Consider the following 18,306-nt stretch of genomic DNA (forward strand, 5'->3'; position numbering starts at 1 on the left):
CGTGGGACTACAGCCCGGCGAGGGGCGAGCACCCGCCGCCACCGCAGGCGCAGCCACCGCAGCCCTTGGGCTTGACCGGCTCCGGCAGCGCCTCGGCCGCGCGACTCCCGACGACCCCGCCGGCGAACGCGATCGCGAGCGCACCCACCAGCCCGATGACCCCGGCGGTGATGGCCAGGTCCGCCATGACGAACGCCATGGCACCCGACACGATCGCCACCACGCCCGCGGCGACGTTCGGAACGCCGGCGACGCGGTTGGCCAGTGCGAACGTCTCCTCGTCGCGCAGCGCGGCGGTCGTGCGCACGCCGACGAAGCGGTTGCGGCGCAGCTTGCCCTGCAGACCCAGCAGACCGACCGAGCCGAGAGCGACGCCGAGCACACCCAGGACGACCGACAGCACGATGTTCACCCCATGAGGGTAAGCCGGGCCCCGGGTCCGCCACGACCTCACCCCGTCCAGGTGTGCCTCAGGCCACCGCCCGGTTCATAGTGCTTGCGCTGCGCTGATACCGTTGACGGCATGAGCACGGCCCGCCTGCTCCTTATCTAGCCGCGACGACCTGATCGGAAGACGGTCGGCGCGGCCACCCTCCATGCCCGTCTGGGCTGGGGGGTTTCGTCATGTCAGGGGCAGGATCGATGTGAGAGGGACGTTGAGATGAGCACGGACGCGGCGGAGATCCCCGCCTTCCGCTACACCGCCGAGCTGGCGAACCAGATCGAGAAGCGGTGGCAGCGGTACTGGGAGGACCACGGCACCTACCACGCGCCCAACCCCGTTGGGGCGCTCCGGGGTGACGTGCCCGCGGACAAGCTGTTCGTGCAGGACATGTTCCCGTACCCGAGCGGCGCCGGCCTGCACGTCGGCCACCCGCTGGGCTTCATCGGCACGGACGTGTTCGCGCGGTACCACCGCATGAACGGCCGCAACGTGCTGCACACCATGGGGTTCGACGCGTTCGGCCTGCCCGCCGAGCAGTACGCGGTGCAGACCGGCCAGCACCCGCGCAAGACCACCGAAGACAACATCAACACCTACCTGCGCCAGATCCGCAGGCTGGGGCTGGGCCACGACGAGCGCCGCCGCATCTCGACGATCGACCCCGAGTACTACAAGTGGACCCAGTGGATCTTCCTGCAGATCTTCAACTCCTGGTACGACGCCGACCTGAAGCGCGCGCGTCCGATCGCCGAGCTGATCTCGCAGTTCGAGTCTGGTGAGCGGGACGTTCCGGGCGGCCACACGTGGTCTGAGCTGTCTTTTGCCGACCAGCAAAGGATCTTGGGCGATTTCCGCCTGGCCTACATGTCGGAGGCGCCCGTCAACTGGTGTCCCGGACTGGGTACTGTGCTGGCGAACGAAGAGGTCACCGCGGACGGTCGCAGTGAACGTGGCAACTTCCCCGTGTTCAGGAAAAACCTGCGCCAGTGGATGATGCGCATCACCGCGTACTCGGACCGGCTGATCGACGACCTGGACCGGCTGGACTGGCCCGACAAGGTCAAAGCCATGCAGCGCAACTGGATCGGGCGCTCGCACGGTGCCCGAGTCCGATTTGCGGTGGGAAGCGAGAACATTGAGGTCTTCACGACCCGGCCGGACACGCTGTTCGGCGCGACCTACATGGTCCTGGCACCGGAACACGAACTGGTCGACCAGGTTGCGGCGCCCGATCGCGTGGCAGACATCGCCGCGTACCGGCGCGCAGCGTCCCTGAAGTCCGAACTGGACCGTCAGGAGAACAAGGAGAAGACCGGCGTCTTCATCGGGGCGTACGCCACGAACCCGGTGAACGGCGAGGAAATCCCCGTCTACATCGCCGACTACGTGCTGATGGGCTACGGCACCGGCGCGATCATGGCCGTCCCCGGCCAGGACCAGCGCGACTGGGACTTCGCGAAGAAGTTCGACCTGCCCGTCGTCCGCACCGTGCAGCCGCCCGAGGGCTTCGAGGGCGAGGCGTACACCGGTGACGGACCCGCCATCAACAGCGGGTTCCTGGACGGCATGGCGATCGACGACGCCAAGAAGACGATCATCGGGTGGCTGGAGGAGAACGGCCACGGCCACGGCACCGTCCAGTTCAAGCTGCGCGACTGGCTGTTCAGCCGCCAGCGCTACTGGGGCGAGCCGTTCCCGGTCGTCTACGACGAGGACGGCACCGCGATCGCGCTGCCCGAGTCGATGCTGCCGATCGAGCTGCCCGAGGTCGACGACTACTCGCCGCGCACCTTCGACCCGGAGGACGCGAACACCGAGCCGTCGCCGCCGCTGTCGCGCGCCACGGACTGGACGACGGTCGAGCTGGACCTGGGCGACGGCCCCAAGACCTACCGCCGCGACACGAACACCATGCCGAACTGGGCGGGTTCGTGCTGGTACCAGCTGCGCTACGTCGACCCGGTCGAGACCGAGCGGTTCGTCAACCCGGAGAACGAGAAGTACTGGCTGGGCCCGCGCACGGCCGAGCACGGCCCGACCGACCCCGGCGGCGTCGACCTGTACATCGGCGGCGTCGAGCACGCCGTCCTGCACCTGCTGTACTCGCGCTTCTGGCAGAAGGTCCTGTTCGACCTGGGCCACCTGACCGGCGACGAGCCGTACCGCCGCCTGTTCAACCAGGGCTACATCCAGGCGTACGCGTACCGCGACGACCGGGGCACCCCCGTGCCCGCCGACGAGGTCGTCGAGGTGGACGGCAAGTACCTGCACAACGGCGAAGTGGTGCACCGCGAGTACGGGAAGATGGGCAAGAGCCTGAAGAACGTCGTCACGCCCGACGAGATGTGCGAGCGGTACGGCGCCGACACCTTCCGGTTCTACGAGATGTCCATGGGCCCCATGGACGTGTCACGCCCGTGGGCCACCAAGGACGTCGTCGGCGCACAACGCTTCCTGCAGCGCCTGTGGCGCAACCTGGTCGACGAGACCGATGGCTCCCTGCGCGTGACCTCCGAGGAGCCCTCGGTCGAAGCGCTGCGCCTGCTGCACAAGACGATCGCCGGCGTGCACGACGACTACGCGAACCTGCGCTACAACACGGCGGGCGCGAAGCTGATCGAGCTGAACAACTACGTCACCAAGCACTACCCCGGCGGCACGCCCCGCGCGCTGGCCGAGCCCCTGGTCCTGATGCTGGCCCCGCAGGCCCCGCACGTGGCCGAGGAACTGTGGGCGAAGCTGGGCAACGAGGGCACCCTGGCCCACGGCCCGTTCCCCGCCGCCGACGAGCAGTACCTGGTCGAGGACACCGTCGAGTACCCGATCCAGGTCAACGGCAAGGTCCGCTCGCGGGTCGTCGTGTCGGCGTCCGCGTCGCAGGACGAGATCAAGGCCGCCGCACTGGCCGAGGAGAAGATCGCCGAGCTGGTCGCCGGTGGCGAACCGCGCAAGGTCATCGTCGTCCCCGGCCGCCTGGTGAACATCGTTCTGTAGCACCGGGAGGGGCCGGCGCGGCTACGGCTGCGCCGGCCCCTCGGCGTCCGGCCACTCCTCCGGAGCGGGACCGAACGCGCGCCGGGCGGTTTTGACGGCGAGAGCGGCCATGGTGGCGTTGGCGGCGCCACCGATCAGCGCGCCGATGCCGAACGGGACCGCTCGGCCGAGCACGACGATCCCCTGCTTCGTGCCGTACTTGGTGATGAAGTTCTTGCCCAAGACCTTGTTGATCTGCCTCAACGTGGTCGCGGGAACCGCGCTGACCAGCTGGCGGGCCCAGTGCTGACCGGTGCGCTCGGCGACCTTGCCGATGGTCTTGGAGCTCGACTCGCCGAGCAGGATTCCCAGCACGAGAGTCCGGCGGCGTTCGACCTCGTCGAGCGGGATCCCGTGGATCTCGGCGAGCGAGAGAACGTACAGGGCACTCAGTTCGAGCGAGGAGAGCGCCTCACCCGCTGACAGCGCCAGCGAGATCCCGGTGCCGACGCCGGGCGCGGCCGCAGCTCCCCCGACCGCGGCGCCCGAGCTGGTCAGAGCACTGACGTACATCTTCTCCAGCGTGCCGATGACCTCCGCCGGGGTGGCCTGCGGGTTGCGTTGGCGTGCGCGGGCGATGTTCTTGCGGACCAGCGGTGTCTGCAGTCCGATGGCCTTGTCCAGAAGATCGAGGACGGCCTGGCCGGGGCCACCCGACGAGACCGGTTCTCCGGGAGCAGCGGGCAGTTCGGCGGGAACCGCGGAGTTGTTGGCGTCGACCACGGGTCGTATGTCGCCGAACGCCCGGCCGGCGCTACATCAGCGCACCGCCGAGTCCTCCTCGAACCCGATGTCCGTCAACATCTGGTCGAGCATGCTGTCGAACATCGGCTCCGGGTTGCTCACCGCGAACGGGAACCGCCCGAACACCTCCAACGCCACGTGCCCGTAGAGCCGCACCCACGACTGCACGACGTGGTAGATCTTGCCCAGGTTCAGGACCTCGTCGGCCAGCGTCACGCCGTGCTCGGCCACCGCGTCCCGCAGCACCTGCTGGAACCTCACCAGGTCCTCGTGCAGCACGGCGGGCACCTCCTCCTCCGCGTGGTCCGCCGTCTGGTTGGACGCGATCAGCGGTCCGGCGAGCTGCAGGAACACCGAGCCGAACTGGTCGGCGCCCAGCGGGTCGCGCGGGGAGGCGAACACCAGCGCGAACTCCTGCGGGTGGACCAGCGCCCAGCGGCGGAAGGCGTGGCAGACGGCTCTCACCTTGCACCCGACCTGCCCGGACGTCTCCGCTGCCAGGTCCGTGTGGAGGGCCGTGGCCATGTCGGCGCAGATGTCGTCGCAGAGCTGACGCAGCAGTGCGTCGTGCGAGTCGTAGTAGCGGTAGAGCGCGGGTGCGGTGATGCCGAGTTTGCGGGCGATCGCACGCAGGGTAACCGCGTCGCGACCACTTTCCACCAATAGGGCACGGGCCGCCTGCCGAATCTCACGCTCGGTCTCGGCGCGAAGTCGTTCTCGGCGAGTGGCCTCGGTCATATGTCACTCCATCGGGTTGTAGACCCCGTCCACGGACCCGTACGGTTTTTGGTGAACGGTGTTTACAAGAGTTCTCGAATTGGCAGAACGGTAACCCAGGAGGCCGTCGTCGATGTTCGCGAAGTGGGGCGCTACCGCATATCGCCGCCGATGGGTGGTGTTGATCGCGACCGTGCTGCTCGCGGTCGTCGGCGGTGTGTGGGGCATCGGCGTGTTCGACAAGCTCAGCCAGGGTGGGTACGAGGCTCCTTCCAGTGAAGCGGCGCGGGCCGACAAGGTAGCCGAGGAGGCGTTCGGTCGGCAGAACGGTGATGTGATCGTCATTTATCGTGGCGATTTCGCGAACCCGCTCGAGCTCAAGAAGATCGCCGACCACATCAGCGGTTTCCCGAAGGACGACGTCCTCAAGACCGTCGGGCCGGTGCCGTCGGACGACAAGCGCCAGGCGCTGGTCGCCATCACGCTGAGCAGCGGTGACTCGAACGAGCAGATCAAGCAGTTCGAGGACGTCGAGAAGCAGCTCCCGATCGACGGTTTCACCCAGCAGGTCGGTGGGCTCGTGCCCACCCAGAAGGCCATCAACGACATGTCGCAGGAGGACCTGACGCGCGCGGAGATGTTCTCGCTGCCGCTGGTCCTGCTCCTGCTCGTGGTCATCTTCGGCGGTCTGGTCGCGGCCAGCCTGCCGGTCGTCGTCGGCGGTCTCGCGATCATGGGCGCGCTCGGCGTGCTGCACGGCATCGCGCTGTTCGCCGAGGTCAACTCGTTCGCGGTCAACGTCGCGTCGCTGCTCGGCCTGGGCATGGCGATCGACTACGGCCTGTTCATGGTCGGCCGGTTCCGCGAAGAGCTCGCCCAGGGCCGCACGACCGAACAGGCGGTGGGCCGCACGGTCGCGTCCGCCGGCCGCACCGTCGTGTTCAGCGCGACGCTGCTGGTCATCGCACTGGCCGGGCTGCTGCTCTTCCCGCACGGCTTCCTGAAGTCCCTCGCGTACGGCGGCGTGGCCTCGGTCGCGATCGCGGCGCTGGTCTCGATCACGCTGCTGCCCGCACTGCTGGGTGTCCTCGGCAAGCGGGTCGACAAGCTCGCCATGCCGTGGCGGAAGAAGGAGCCGAGCGAACGCGGCTGGCGCAAGCTCAGCGGCGCGGTCATGAAGCGTCCCGTGCTGATCGCCCTGCCGATCATCGGTGTGCTCGTCGCGCTCGGCTCGCCGTTCCTGAACGTGCAGTTCGGCCAGGTCACCGAGAAGGTCCTGCCCGAGGGCAACGCCGTGCGCGTGGCCACCGAGAACATCAACCAGAACTTCTCGGCGCTGTCCGCCACCGGCTTCAAGATCGTCGTCAAGGGTGGCGACCAGGCCGCGGTGCAGGGCTTCCTCGGCGAGGTGGCCGACGTCCCCGGCATCGGCGACGTCCAGCCGACCGGTTCGGACAAGGGCGTCACGGCCGCGTCCGCCGGGCTGGAGGGCGACGCGCTGAGCGAGCAGTCCAAGCAGGCGCTGAAGGACGTCCGGGCACTGGAACCGCCCGCCGGCGCCGAGGTGCTGGTCGGCGGCAACACCGCCACGGTCAGCGACTCGCTCGACGCCATCGCGGACGGCCTGCCGCTGATGATCGCGCTGCTGGTCGGCGCGACGCTGATCCTGATGTTCCTGGCGTTCGGCTCGGTCGTGCTGCCGGTCAAGGCCGTGGTCATGAGCGCGCTGTCGCTGTCGGCGACCTTCGGCGTGCTGGTGTGGGTGTTCCAGGACGGCCACGGCGCAGACCTGCTCGGCGTCACGCCGGGGCCGCTCGAGTCCGGCATCGTCGTGCTGATGGCGGCCATCGTGTTCGGTCTGTCGACGGACTACGAGGTCTTCCTGCTCTCCCGGATGGTCGAGGCCCGCAGCCAGGGCGCGACCACCGAGGAGGCGGTGACCACCGGCCTCGCCAAGACCGGCCGCGTGATCACGTCGGCCGCGCTGCTGCTGATCGTGGTGACCGGTGCGTTCGCGTTCTCGCAGGTCGCGATGATGCGGTTCGTCGGCGTCGGCATGATCCTCGCGCTGGCGCTCGACGCCACCGTCGTCCGGATGCTGCTCGTGCCGGCCGTGCTCAAGCTGCTCGGCAACGCCGCGTGGTGGTCACCCGGCCCGCTCAAGCGGATCCAGGAACGCCTCGCGCTTCACGACGAGCCGGTGGACCGCGACGACGACCTCGACGGCGAGGTGCGCAGGCCCGTCACCGTCGGCTGAGCGGGCGGGAAGGCGATCAGGGCCGCGTCGAACCGGCGCGGCCTCGCCACCAGCTCCCGCGGCTTCATCAGGTAGGTCGCCAAGACCGCGTTCGTGCTGTCCAGGACCGTCGCCGTCGTCCCGGTCGCGAGGAAGACCCGCGAGTCACCCGGTGCGATGGCGACGCTCGGCGAGTCGATGGGCAGACGTTCCCGCACGGTCATGCTCGCCGCGTCGACCACCAGGACCGAGCGCTCCTTCGGCAGCGTGAGGTACACCGTGGCGCCGTCCGGCGTGACGGCGATGCTGCCCGCTCCCCTGCCGACGGCCGCCGAGCCGATGACCCGGTTCGTGGTCGTATCGATCACCGACAGCGTGCCGGGCGTGGAGCCGCCGAGGCGCAGGCTGCTCACGTAGAGGCGCCTGCCGTCCCGGGAGAGCGCGAGGTGCTGCGGCAGCCCGCCGACCTGCACCACGGCCGTCTGGGACGCCGTCGCCGTGTCGACCACGCCGACCGTGCCGTCCTGCGAGTTCGCCACGTAGAGGACCTTGTTGTCCGGGTGGGCGGCGAGGCCCTGCGGCTGCCCGCCCGCCTTGATCACGGCGAGCAGCCGGAAGTCAGCCGGGTCCACCACCGCGACACCGCCGCTGCCCGAGACGTACAGCCGCCCGCCGTCCGGGCGCATCACCGCGTGCGAGAGCGGGACCTGGGCGAAGATCCGGTCGAGGACCAGTCCGGTGACCGGGTCGACCGCGGTGATCGCCCCGGTCCAGCCGCTGATCACGTAGAGGCGCCGTCCGTCGGGCGACACGGCGAGACCTGTCGCGCGGCCTCCGGTGTCGGCCTGCGCCAGAACGGCACCGCTGCTGGTGTCGACGACCTGCACGAGACCGGTCCTGCCCACCACGTAGGCAAGTGGTGCCACCGATGCGGAGGAAGTGGTCGTGTACTCGTTCCCTTGGTGAACACCCATCGCCGCGAGGGCCGCTGAGAGCGCTAGAACCGCGGCCACGAGGCGTGGCTTTGCCATACGGCCGATGGGAACACTTCCGGGTGCTTTCGATCCACTTCGGTCACTCGGTCGAGGGGGATCTACGCCTGGACGTAGTACGACCGCGGCCCGCGACGGCGGAGCGGGCCACGATCGTCACTCAGCAAGAGTGCGGACCCACTGGTTTGGATTCATATGATCCGGGATTGTTCGCCGAAGCCACCAGTTTGGCGTAACGGGCGCCGGCGGTGAGCAGGACCAGACCGGCGCCGAGGAACGCCAGCACGCGGGCGATCCCGTCGAGCGCGGAGAGGTCGAACAGCACCAGCTTCACGACCGCGGCGGCGACGAGGATGAGGCCGGAGATCCGCAGCGCCTTGTTGTTGATGCCCTTGACCAGCAGGAACAACGCGGCGATCGTCCACGACACCGTGACCACCGAGTGCCCGAACAGGAAGCCCGTCTCGTCCGGCGACACGAGCAGCGCCGCGCAGAGCACCGCACCCGCCGCGCCGTAGAGCAGCACCAGCCCGGCGAGGATCCACGGGAACGGGTGGCGCGCCGGCTCGCGCAGCACCTGCATCTTCAGCGCGGCCCACGGCACGGCGGCGGCGAACACGCCGAGCACCAGCGCGGTGAGCAGGCCGGCCGCGTAGTCGCCCTGCTCGACGGTGTTGAAGAAGCGGGGCTCCTCGACCAGCCACGTGAGCGGCACGGCCTGCACGATCGTCATGAGGAACCCGACGAAGCCGAACGCGATCGACCCGACCAGCGCGAACTTCCTGCCGAGCCGCGCCGCGAGGAACGCCAGCAGCACCGCCTCGGCCAGCACGATCGCCGTGCGGACGTTGCCGTCGAGCGCGATCACCGTGGTCTGGAACAACGCGAGCATGCCCGTCGCACCGGCCGCCGTCGTGAACGCGCGCGGCAGGTCCGGGACCATCCAGATCGCCAGCAGCACCGCGGCGACGGCGCCGGCCAGGACCGAGTCGACCGGCGCCGTCAGCAGGGTCGCCGCGAACATGGCGGCCAGTGGTGAACCGGCGACGAGCGCGATCGCGACCACGTCGTCCGGGCGCTTGCGGATCGTGAGGAGCGCGACCAGGACGCCGACGACGGTCGTGGCCGCCGCGGCGCCGACCACGGTCCACTCGTAGGAGCGCGGGATGGCGTTCGCGGTGGCGAGCAGCGAGGCGATGATCGGGGGGAAGCCGCCGGCGATCGCGAGACCCGGCCAGTTGCGCTGGATCTGCACGGGCGTGCTGGCCAGCTTCAGCACCAGCAGGAAGGCGACCAGCAGCACCGAGAAGCCTTCGGTCATCACCGGCGAGCACACCGCGCACGCTGTGACGACGGTGACCGCAAGCGCTTGCGAGTTCCAGCGCAGCGCGAGCACGACACCCGCCGCGGCGACACCCAGGCCGACGAGCAGACCCACGCCGTCCGGCAGGTAGTCGTAGAGGCTCGTAGCGGCGATCACGTCCAGGTAGAGACCCGCGAAACCGGTGAAGGCGAGCGCCATCGCGCCGGTGCGGTTGGCGGGGTTGCGGTTCAGCCACACGCCGATGCCGACGAGCGCGCCGCTGAGCACGGCTCCGCCGACGACGCGCGGCATCGGGCCGAGCCAGCCGCGCTGGATCGCGAGGACCAGCAGCAGGACGAAGCCGAGCACGGTGATCGCGCCACCGACCCAGGCCAGCAGCTTCGCGCCGGCGCCGTCCTTGCCGAGCTTCTCGAACAGCGTCTCGCGGGGCGGCGTGGGCCACGGCTGCTGCGGCTGGTGCGGCCACTGCGCCTGGCCGGGCTGCGGGAACCGGGCGCCGGGAGGCACCTGCGGGCCGGGAGGCGGCGGCAGCTGAGGTCCGGGAGGCGGCGGCAGCTGCGCCGACGCGGCCTGCGACCAGGGGCTCGGCTGCTGCGGAACCCCGGCGGGCCTCGGCGCGCCGCCCGGCTGCGGCGGCACCCCGGCGGACCGGGCCGGAACCGCGGCCGGCGCCGTCGTGGACGGAGGTTGCGGCACGTCGCCCGGCCGTGCCGCAACAGGTGCCTCGACCACCGCGGTCGCGGTCGAGGAGGAGAGCTCGCGCATCTCCGAGCTGATCGTCGTCAGCCGCTGCCCGATGGCCGCGAGCTCCAGTGCGAGGCGCTGCTCGTACCCGAGGCGATCCTGTCCGTCCATGTGATCAGGGTGAGGCAGAGCACGCCCGGTTACATCCGTACACCTACTCATCCGCTTGACTCGATAGGTGTGTAATCGATTAACTACTGCTCCGTGACGACCATGAAGGACGTTGCGCAGCACGCCGGCGTCTCCACGGCCACCGTGTCGCGCGTGCTCAACGGCCACGCCGCCCCGACTCCCGAGACCCGTGAGCGCGTGCTCGCCGCCATCGAGGAGCTCGGCTACCGGCCGAACGCCCTGGCGCGGTCCCTCCGGACCACCAGCACCCAGACCCTCGGCCTGGTCATCAGCGACCTGCTGAACCCGTTCTTCGCCGAGATCGCCCGCGCGGTCGAGGACGAAGCCCGGTCGCACGGCTACTGCGTCGTGATCGGGAACGCCGACGAGAGCGCCGAGCAGGAGGCCACCTACGTGCGCACCCTGCTCGACCGCCGGGTGGACGGCCTCCTGCTCTGCCCCGCGACCGACGATCCGGGTCTGGTCCGCGAAGTGAGCGCGGGCGGTGTACCGCTCGTCCTGCTCGACCGGACGGTCAGGGGCGCCACGTGCCCCGTCGTCCGCGCTGACGGCAGCGAGGCGTTGACCGCGCTCGCCCGGCGGCTCGTCGGCGCCGGCCACTCCCGCATCGGGGTGATCGCGGGGCCGCCGAACACCTCCACCGGAAGAGAACGCACGGACGTGCTCACGGGCTCGCTGGGCGGCCTCGCGCAGGTCGTGCACGGCGACTTCCGGCAGGAGAGCGGCAGCCAGGCCGCCGCGAAGCTCATCGACGACGGCGTCACGGCGCTGATCGCGATGGACAACCTCATGGGGCTCGGCGCGCTCGGCGAGGTGCGGGCCCGCGGCCTGCGAATCCCGCACGACATCGCGTTCGCGGTGTTCGACGACCAGCCGTGGTTCCCGCTGCTCGACCCGCCGATCACGGTCGTCGCGCAGCCGACCGTCGAGATGGGCCGCGCCGCCGCGCGCAGCCTGCTCGCCCTGGTCGAGGGCAGGCAGCCCGACGACGTCCGCCTGACCGCGAAGCTCGTGCTGCGCGGCTCGCTCGGGGAGGCCGAGCTGTGAAGACCCTCATCACCGCCCGCGGCATCACCAAGCACTTCGGTGCCACCAAGGCGCTCGACGGCGTCGACCTCGACATCTTCGCGGGCGAGGTCCACGTCCTGCTCGGCGAGAACGGCGCGGGCAAGTCCACGCTGGTCAAGGTTCTCGCGGGCATCCACGACCAGGACTCCGGCACGATCGAGGGCCGCACCAGCCTGGCCGTCATCCACCAGGAACTGGCCCTGGTGCCCGAGCTCAGCGTCGCCGAGAACCTGTTCCTCAACCGGCTTCCGCGCAGGTTCGGCTTCGTCGACCGCGCCGGGATGCGCCGGCGTGCGCCGGAGCTGCTCGACCGCGTCGGCCTGCACGTCGACCCGAATGCCAAGGTCAAGGACCTGGGCATCGCCCAGCAGCAGATGATCGAGATCGCCCGCGCGCTCGACAAGAACGCCGGTGTGCTGATCCTCGACGAGCCGACCGCGGTCCTCACCGACACCGAGACCGACCGGTTGCTCGAGATCATGGCCCAGCTGCGCCACAACGGCGTCGGCCTCGTCTTCATCACCCACCACCTGGACGAGATCCAACGCATCGCCGACCGCATCACGGTCCTGCGCGACGGCAGGTCCGTCGGCGTCCTCGGCCCGCGCGCCACCACCCGGCACATGATCGAGCTGATGGTCGGCCGCCCGATCGACGAGCAGTACCCGCGCGCCCGGCAACGCCCCGGCCAGCCGCTGCTCAGCATTTCCGGCCTGACCAAGCGCGGCGTGTTCCAGGACGTCGACATCGAGGTCCACGCCGGTGAGGTCGTCGGCATCGCCGGACTGGTCGGCGCCGGACGCACGGAGGTCGCGCGGGCGGCGTTCGGCGTGGACGGCTACGACCGCGGCACGGTCGCGGTCGACGGGAAACCGTTGCCGCGCCACGACGTCCAGGCCGCGATCAAGGCAGGTCTCGGCCTCGTCCCCGAGGACCGCAAGCGCCAGGGCCTGGTCCTCACCGCGACCGTCGGCCAGAACCTCGAGCTCGTGACGCTGGCCAACCGCGACTCGAAGCGCCTGCACGACATCGCGGGCAAGCTCCGGATCAAGGGCCGCGTGGAGCAGCCGGTGAAGGAGCTCTCCGGCGGCAACCAGCAGAAGGTCGTCATCGGCAAGTGGCTGCTGGCCGACCCGAAGGTGCTGATCCTCGACGAGCCCACGCGCGGCGTCGACGTCGGCGCGAAGGTCGAGATCTACGAACTGATCAACCGCATGACCGCGCAGGGCCGGGCCGTGCTGCTCGTGTCCAGCGACCTGCCCGAGGTGATCGGGATGAGCGACCGCGTCGTCGTGATGGCACACGGCCGGGTGGCCGGTGAGCTGCCCCGAGGCGCGACCCAGGACCAGGTGATGGCACTCGCCGTGCAGGAGATCCCAGCGTGAGCACGATCAGCATCCGCAAGTACGCCAGCGAGAACGGCGCCCTGGCAGGACTCGTCGTCCTCGCCCTGGTCATCGCCTTCATGCAGCCGGCGTTCCTCAACGCGCAGAACCTGCTCAACGTCGGTGTGCAGGCCGCGGTCATCGCGATCATGGCGTTCGGCATGACGTTCGTGGTCGTCGCGGGAGGCATCGACCTGTCGGTGGGCAGCATCGCCGCGCTGGCCGCGCTGGTCGGCGCCCTCACCGCGGGACCCGTCGGCCTGGTCGTCGGCGCGCTCTGCGGTCTCGTCAACGGCGCGCTGATCAGCTACGGCAAGCTGCCGCCGTTCATCGCGACGCTCGCCATGCTCAGCGTCGCCCGCGGTCTCACGCTGGTGTTCTCCGAGGGCCAGCCGCACGAGACCGACGAGGTGGTCACGTTCCTCGGCTCGAACCTCGCGCCGATGCTGCCGTTGCCGCTGCTGCTGATGCTGGCGTTCTTCGGCATCACCGGCCTGGTCCTGACGCGCACGAACCTCGGCCGCCGCATGTACGCGATCGGCGGCAACGAGGAGGCCGCGAAGCTCAGCGGCATCGACGTGCGCCGCACCAAGCTCTGGATCTACGCCCTTTCCGGCCTGTTCGCCGCCGCCGCGGGTCTCGTGCTCGCGGGGCGGCTCGGGTCCGCCGGACCGCAGGCGGCGGTCGGCTACGAGCTCGACGCCATCGCCGCGGTCGTCATCGGTGGTGCGTCGCTGTCCGGTGGCGTCGGCCGCGCCACCGGGACGTTGGTCGGCGCACTCGTGCTCGCCGTCCTGCGCAACGGTCTCAACCTGCTGCAGGTGCCGCCGTTCTGGCAGCAGGTCGTCATCGGCGCGGTGATCGCTCTCGCCGCGTTGCTCGACTCACTTCGCCGTCGCTGAGAAATCCCGCAACAGGTAAGGAAGACACCAATGAAGGTGACCCGACGGATCGCGCTGACGCTCGGTGCCGCTGCTCTGCTGGCAACCGGGTGCGGCGGAACAGGGGCGTCCGGAGGCAGCGACATCACCATCGGCCTCGCGGTGTCCACTTTGAACAACCCGTTCTTCGTGGAGCTCCAGCGGGGTGCGCAGGAGATGGCGGACCAGCTCGGCGCCAAGCTGACCGTCGTCGACGCCCAGAACGACGCCACGAACCAGGTCAACCAGGTGCAGACGCTGGTCACCCAGGGCGTCAAGGCGATCATCCTGAACCCGGTCGACTCCAAGCAGGCCGCGCCCGCCGCCAAGGCCGCCGAGACCGCGAACATCCCGCTGATCTCGGTCGACCGCGCGGTCGAGGGCGGCAAGGTCGCCGCCGAGGTGGCCTCGAACAACGTCTCGGGCGGCAGCCTCGCGGCCATCGAGCTCGGCCGCGCCACGTCCGGCGAGGTCGCGCACCTCAGGGGCATCTCGGGCGCGTCGGCGTCGCGTGACCGCGGTCAGGGCTTCGAGCAGGGCCTGAACAGCGGCAGCATCAAGGTCGTCGCCACCGCCGTCGCGGACTTCGACCGCGCCAAGGGCCTCAACGAGACCACGAACCTGCTGCAGGGCCACCCCGGCATCAAGGGCATCTTCGCCGAGAACGACGAGATGGCGCTCGGCGCGATCAAGGCCCTCGGCGCCCGCGCCGGCAAGGACGTCGTGGTCGTCGGCTTCGACGGCACCCCCGACGGCCTGAAGGCGATCCAGGACGGCACGCTCACCGCGACCATCGCCCAGCAGCCGAAGCTCCTCGGTTCGAAGGCCGTCGAGCAGGCCGTGCGCGCCGCGAAGAACGAGCCCGTCCAGCAGGTCGTGGACGTCGAGGTCAAGGTCATCACGAAGCAGAACGTGGCAGAGTTCACCAAGTGACGAACACTCTGCTTGTCCTCGGGTCCGCCAACGCCGACCTCGTGGTCGAGGTCGGCAGGCGGCCCGCCGGCGGTGAGACCGTGCTCGGCGGCGACACCGTCGTGCTGCCCGGCGGCAAGGGGGCGAACACCGCCGTCGCGGCCGCTCGCGTCGGTGCTCGAGTCGCGCTCGTCGGTGCTCTCGGCGACGACGGGTACGGCTCGCTGCTGCGCGAGTCGCTGGAGTCGTCCGGTGTCGGCACCGCGCTGGTGAAGACCTCCCCGCGCCCCACCGGGATCGCGTACATCACCGTGACGCCGGACGGTGAGAACTCGATCGTCGTCTCCCCCGGCGCGAACTCCGACGTGGCACCGTCCGATGTGGACGCCTTGGCGCTCGGCGGCGTGCGGGTGCTGACGTGCTCGCTGGAGGTGCCGCTGGAAACGGTGGTCCACGCGATCGACGTGGCTTCCCGCGCCGGTGTCCGGACCGTGCTGAACCTGTCGCCGGTCGCGGATCTGCCCGCGGAGACGCTGGAGCAGCTCACCGTGCTCATCGTGAACGAGCACGAGGCCGCGCAGCTCGCCGCCGACTGGAACGGCCTGCTCGCGCTCGGCCCGGCGTTCGCGATCGTCACGCTCGGCTCGCGGGGGGCCGCCGTGGTGGCGCGGGACGGTGTCGTCGAGGTGCCGTCGATCGAGATCGCCGAGGTCGTCGACACGACCGGTGCCGGTGACGCGTTCGCCGGCGCGCTGTCCGCACGGCTGGCCGAGGGCGACGACGTCGTGCGGGCCGCCCGCTACGCCGCGAAGGTCGCCGCGCTGTCCGTCACGAAGGCCGGCGCGCAGCCGTCCTACCCGACCGCCGCCGAGGTCGGTTAGACCGCCCGGTGCTGCTCCGAACGGCCCGGTCCGCGCCAGGGCGCTCGATTCGTCACACTGAGCTGTCCCGGGTTGCCAGGTGAAGGGTATGGTCTAGACCATGTCGAGCGCGCGGCTGAGCGGTGTCGGTGTCAGCAGCGGCCGGGCTTCCGGCCCCGTCGTGAGGGTGTCCGAAGCCCTGCCCGAACCTCCAGCGGGTCCGCGACCAGCGGACACAGCGGCCGAAGCCGCCCGCATCCGCCCGGCGACCGAGGTCGTGGCGCAGCGCCTGATGGAACGCGCGAAGACCGTCGAGGGCGACGCCCGCGCCGTTCTGGAGACCACGGCGGCGATGGCGGGCGACCCGTCCCTCATCAAGTCCGCCGAGAAGCTCGTGTCCGACGAGTCGCTGCCCGCCGCCCGCGCGGTGCACCAGGCAGCCCAGAAGTTCATCGCCGCCCTGCAGGCAGCCGGTGGTTACATGGCCGAACGGGCCCGCGACGTCCAGGACGTCCGCGACCGCGTGGTGGCCGAGCTCCTCGGCCTGCCCGCCCCCGGCGTCCCCGACCTCGCGTCGCCGTCCGTGCTGGTGGCGCGTGACCTCGCCCCCGCGGACACGGCGGGCCTCGACCCGTCGAAGGTCCTCGCTCTCGTCACCGAGGAGGGCGGCCCCACCTCCCACACCGCGATCCTCGCGCGTTCCCTGGGCATCCCGGCCGTCGTCGCGTGCCGCGGCGTCCTGGCGTTCGAGGGCGCCTCTCTCGACGTCGACGGCGACACGGGCCAGGTCCGCGAGTCGGACGGCAAGGTCCGCGCGGCGGGCACCGGCAAGAAGGTGGAGTGGAACGGCGTCGGCGTCCTCAAGGACGGCCACCGCGTGAAGGTCCTCGGCAACGTGGGCTCTCCCGCCGACGCCGCCGCCGCGGCCGCCGCGGGTGCGGAGGGCGTCGGCCTGTTCCGCACGGAGTTCTGCTTCCTGGACGCCGCAGAGGAACCGACCGTTGCTGAGCAGACTGCTGCTTACGAGGCCGTGCTGGCGCCGTTTGCGGGCAAGCCGGTTGTGGTGCGCACCCTCGACGCGGGCGCGGACAAGCCGCTGGCGTTTCTGAACCCGGACCCCGAGCCCAACCCGGCCCTGGGCGTCCGCGGCCTGCGCGTCGCCTTCGACCGCCCCGAGGTCCTGGACCGCCAGCTCGAGGCCATCGCCGCCGCCGCGGCCTCGACGGGCGCCGACGTCTCGGTCATGGCCCCGATGGTCGCGACCGCCGCCGAAGCCGCCTGGTTCGTCGAACGGGCCCGCGCCGCCGGCATCCAGCGCGCCGGCGTCATGGTCGAGGTCCCGTCGGCCGCCCTCTCCGCGCGCGAGATCCTGCAGGTCGTCGACTTCATCTCGATCGGCACCAACGACCTCGCCCAGTACGTCTTCGCCGCCGACCGCCAGCTCGGCGGCGTGGCGGCGCTCAACGACCCGTGGCAGCCCGCCCTGCTCCGCCTGATCGCCCTGGTCGGCGAGGCGGCCACCGCCACCGGCAAGCCCGTCGGCGTGTGCGGCGAGGCGGCAGCCGACCCGTTGCTCGCGTGCGTGCTCATCGGCATGGGCATCACCTCGCTGTCGATGAACCACACGGCACTCGCCGGAGTCGGCTCCAGGCTCGCGACGTCCAGCACGGACATCTGCCAGCTCGCGGCCCGTGGCGCACTGGCGGCGGGCGACCCGGCGTCGGCGAAGCTGGCGGCCCGCGCCCCGCACTAGGCAGCGTCACCCGATCGTGTGATCAACGTGGGGGCCGCGCCCCCGCGTTCTGATCGCATGACCGACTTCATCACCAAGAACGGCAAAGTCATCCCGCTGAAGGGCGGGGGCGGTGGTGGCAGGAAGGGCGCCGGAGCGGTGGTGGCGGGGGCGTTGGCGCTGACCGTGGCCGCGGGCACCGGCGGAGTCACGACTCCCGGCGGCTCCGGTGCGGCCGAGGTGGGATCGGGCGGGTCGTCGTCGCGCCTCGGCCCGCGCAAGGCCGAAGGGCAGAAGGCGGCCCGCAAGGGTGACGCCGAGGGTGCCTGCAGCGCCTGGGCATGAGACAGCTGAAGCGCACGGCCCGGCAGCAGGCCGAGTGCGTGGCGGTGTCGTTCGGCGAGGTCCGCGAGTTCTTCACCAGAACCCGCTGCACCTCGCTGGAACGCGTCCTGTTCGCCGTGACCGACGGCGCCGGCAACACCGCGGTGATCTCGGTGGTGTGGGTCGGCCTGGCGTCGTCCGGTGACGCCCGCAGGTTCCAGACCCTCATGAACAGGCACGGCAGCGGCGACATCCATCCGCTCGGCAGCCACCTGCTCGAACTGGGCGACATCCACTTCACCGGCCTGCGCTACGGCAGCGACCGCGACGGCGGGACCGTGACCGTCGCGGAGGCCGAGACGGCGACCGGCCAGGTCGACCACGACACCCTGGAGGCGCTCGCCGAGGTCGCCGCTCACCTGCCCCGCGTCTGACCTAGCTGTACTCGGCCAACACGTTGGTGACGGTGTGTCGGCTTGATCATGGGTGAGGCCTCCGGGTGCGGTGGTGATTGCGAAGTCAGTCACCACAGCCGGAGGCCTCGATGGGACACGCTAACGCCCGCCTGACAGTGCATGGACGCCTGGTCCTGGTTACGCGGGTCGCCGCCGGCAGACCGGTGGCACACGTGGCCAAGGAGCTCGGTGTCTCACGGCAATGCGCGCACCGCTGGGTCCGCCGATTCCGTGACGAGGGGGCCGCGGGGCTGGCCGATCGGTCGAGCCGGCCGCATCACAT

16 protein-coding genes are annotated in these 18,306 nt (G+C 70.5%); 11 read left to right on the forward strand and 5 right to left on the reverse strand.

The genetic code is table 11. The features are described 5' to 3' along the window. Positions 1-7: 7 nt before the first annotated feature. On the reverse strand, positions 8-412 hold the full coding sequence (locus BLQ91_RS29280; RefSeq protein WP_245733882.1) for an SdpI family protein: 405 nt from the start codon (positions 410-412) through the stop codon (positions 8-10). A 249-nt stretch (positions 413-661) separates the two neighbouring features. Here BLQ91_RS29280 and leuS point away from each other — a divergent pair, with 249 nt between their 5' ends. Beyond that, positions 662-3,439, forward strand: coding sequence for a leucine--tRNA ligase (gene leuS, locus BLQ91_RS29285; RefSeq protein ID WP_090101911.1), 2,778 nt, complete (start codon positions 662-664; stop codon positions 3,437-3,439). Positions 3,440-3,460: 21 nt separating this feature from the next. Here leuS and BLQ91_RS29290 read toward each other — a convergent pair whose 3' ends face one another. Further along, positions 3,461-4,201: a hypothetical protein gene (locus BLQ91_RS29290; RefSeq protein ID WP_218130450.1), complete on the reverse strand. Its 741-nt coding sequence runs from the start codon at positions 4,199-4,201 to the stop codon at positions 3,461-3,463. A 36-nt stretch (positions 4,202-4,237) separates the two neighbouring features. Beyond that, entirely contained in the window at positions 4,238-4,960 is a 723-nt protein-coding gene (locus tag BLQ91_RS29295; protein WP_090101913.1) for a TetR/AcrR family transcriptional regulator, read from the reverse strand. Between the two features lie 112 nt (positions 4,961-5,072). Between BLQ91_RS29295 and BLQ91_RS29300 the strand changes: the two genes are divergently transcribed. Continuing rightward, positions 5,073-7,196, forward strand: a complete 2,124-nt coding sequence (locus BLQ91_RS29300; protein WP_090101915.1) for an MMPL family transporter — start codon at positions 5,073-5,075, stop codon at positions 7,194-7,196. Here BLQ91_RS29300 and BLQ91_RS29305 read toward each other — a convergent pair. Next, the gene (locus BLQ91_RS29305) at positions 7,127-8,101 is read right to left on the reverse strand and encodes a beta-propeller fold lactonase family protein (protein WP_176960001.1); all 975 of its coding nucleotides are present in this window, start codon (positions 8,099-8,101) and stop codon (positions 7,127-7,129) included. The genes BLQ91_RS29300 and BLQ91_RS29305 overlap by 70 nt on opposite strands. Before the next feature lie 226 nt (positions 8,102-8,327). Further along, positions 8,328-10,346, reverse strand: coding sequence for a DUF2339 domain-containing protein (locus BLQ91_RS29310; protein ID WP_143022856.1), 2,019 nt, complete (start codon positions 10,344-10,346; stop codon positions 8,328-8,330). A 102-nt stretch (positions 10,347-10,448) separates the two neighbouring features. Here BLQ91_RS29310 and BLQ91_RS29315 point away from each other — a divergent pair, with 102 nt between their 5' ends. The 9 genes from BLQ91_RS29315 to BLQ91_RS29355 form a co-directional block, all read left to right on the forward strand. Next, positions 10,449-11,414, forward strand: coding sequence for a LacI family DNA-binding transcriptional regulator (locus BLQ91_RS29315; RefSeq protein WP_245733883.1), 966 nt, complete (start codon positions 10,449-10,451; stop codon positions 11,412-11,414). Continuing rightward, on the forward strand, positions 11,411-12,820 hold the full coding sequence (locus BLQ91_RS29320; RefSeq protein ID WP_090101923.1) for a sugar ABC transporter ATP-binding protein: 1,410 nt from the start codon (positions 11,411-11,413) through the stop codon (positions 12,818-12,820). The genes BLQ91_RS29315 and BLQ91_RS29320 overlap by 4 nt, the downstream gene beginning before the upstream one ends. Then, positions 12,817-13,722: an ABC transporter permease gene (locus BLQ91_RS42945; protein ID WP_245733884.1), complete on the forward strand. Its 906-nt coding sequence runs from the start codon at positions 12,817-12,819 to the stop codon at positions 13,720-13,722. The genes BLQ91_RS29320 and BLQ91_RS42945 overlap by 4 nt, the downstream gene beginning before the upstream one ends. A 30-nt stretch (positions 13,723-13,752) precedes the next feature. Beyond that, positions 13,753-14,673, forward strand: coding sequence for a substrate-binding domain-containing protein (locus BLQ91_RS42950; protein ID WP_090101926.1), 921 nt, complete (start codon positions 13,753-13,755; stop codon positions 14,671-14,673). Next, positions 14,670-15,533, forward strand: coding sequence for a ribokinase (locus tag BLQ91_RS29335; RefSeq protein ID WP_090101928.1), 864 nt, complete (start codon positions 14,670-14,672; stop codon positions 15,531-15,533). Before BLQ91_RS42950 ends, BLQ91_RS29335 begins: the two co-directional genes overlap by 4 nt. Positions 15,534-15,633: 100 nt before the next feature. Next, on the forward strand, positions 15,634-17,265 hold the full coding sequence (ptsP, locus tag BLQ91_RS29340; protein ID WP_090101930.1) for a phosphoenolpyruvate--protein phosphotransferase: 1,632 nt from the start codon (positions 15,634-15,636) through the stop codon (positions 17,263-17,265). A gap of 57 nt (positions 17,266-17,322) precedes the next feature. Then, positions 17,323-17,589 carry a hypothetical protein gene (locus BLQ91_RS29345; protein WP_090101932.1) on the forward strand — a complete coding sequence of 89 codons (267 nt, stop codon included), beginning with the start codon at positions 17,323-17,325 and terminating at the stop codon, positions 17,587-17,589. Then, the gene (locus tag BLQ91_RS29350) at positions 17,586-18,002 is read left to right on the forward strand and encodes a hypothetical protein (RefSeq protein WP_090101934.1); all 417 of its coding nucleotides are present in this window, start codon (positions 17,586-17,588) and stop codon (positions 18,000-18,002) included. Before BLQ91_RS29345 ends, BLQ91_RS29350 begins: the two co-directional genes overlap by 4 nt. Positions 18,003-18,112: 110 nt before the next feature. After that, on the forward strand, positions 18,113-18,306 hold a 194-nt coding region (locus BLQ91_RS29355; protein WP_143022857.1), incomplete at its 3' end, for a helix-turn-helix domain-containing protein.

It is taken from the genome of Lentzea jiangxiensis (assembly GCF_900104175.1).
Lineage (GTDB): Bacteria > Actinomycetota > Actinomycetes > Mycobacteriales > Pseudonocardiaceae > Lentzea > Lentzea jiangxiensis.